The following is a 233-nucleotide window of genomic DNA, read 5'->3' on the forward strand; positions in this document are numbered from 1 at the left end:
AAGATGGTATAAGCTGTGAAACGTCTGGTTCCTAATTAATTCTGTTTTCATTATTTTAAAGGTTGCTTCTGCTACTGCATTATCATAGGGGCAGCCTTTATGGCTGAGAGAACGCTGAATTTCAAATGCTTTCAACGTCTCATCAATCGTCTGATTCTTGAATTCGTTACCACGATCCGTGTGAAATATTTGAATATCCTTCAGCGTTCCATTTACGGATTGAAACGCTTGTT

The 233-nt window shown here is 38.2% G+C and carries 1 pseudogene; it reads right to left on the minus strand.

From position 1 onward, the window contains the following. Positions 1–233, minus strand: a pseudogene (locus FAY33_RS19180) (DDE-type integrase/transposase/recombinase); the annotation flags it as partial.

The organism is Clostridium sp. HBUAS56010, from assembly GCF_007115105.1.
Lineage (GTDB): Bacteria > Bacillota > Clostridia > Lachnospirales > Lachnospiraceae > Lacrimispora.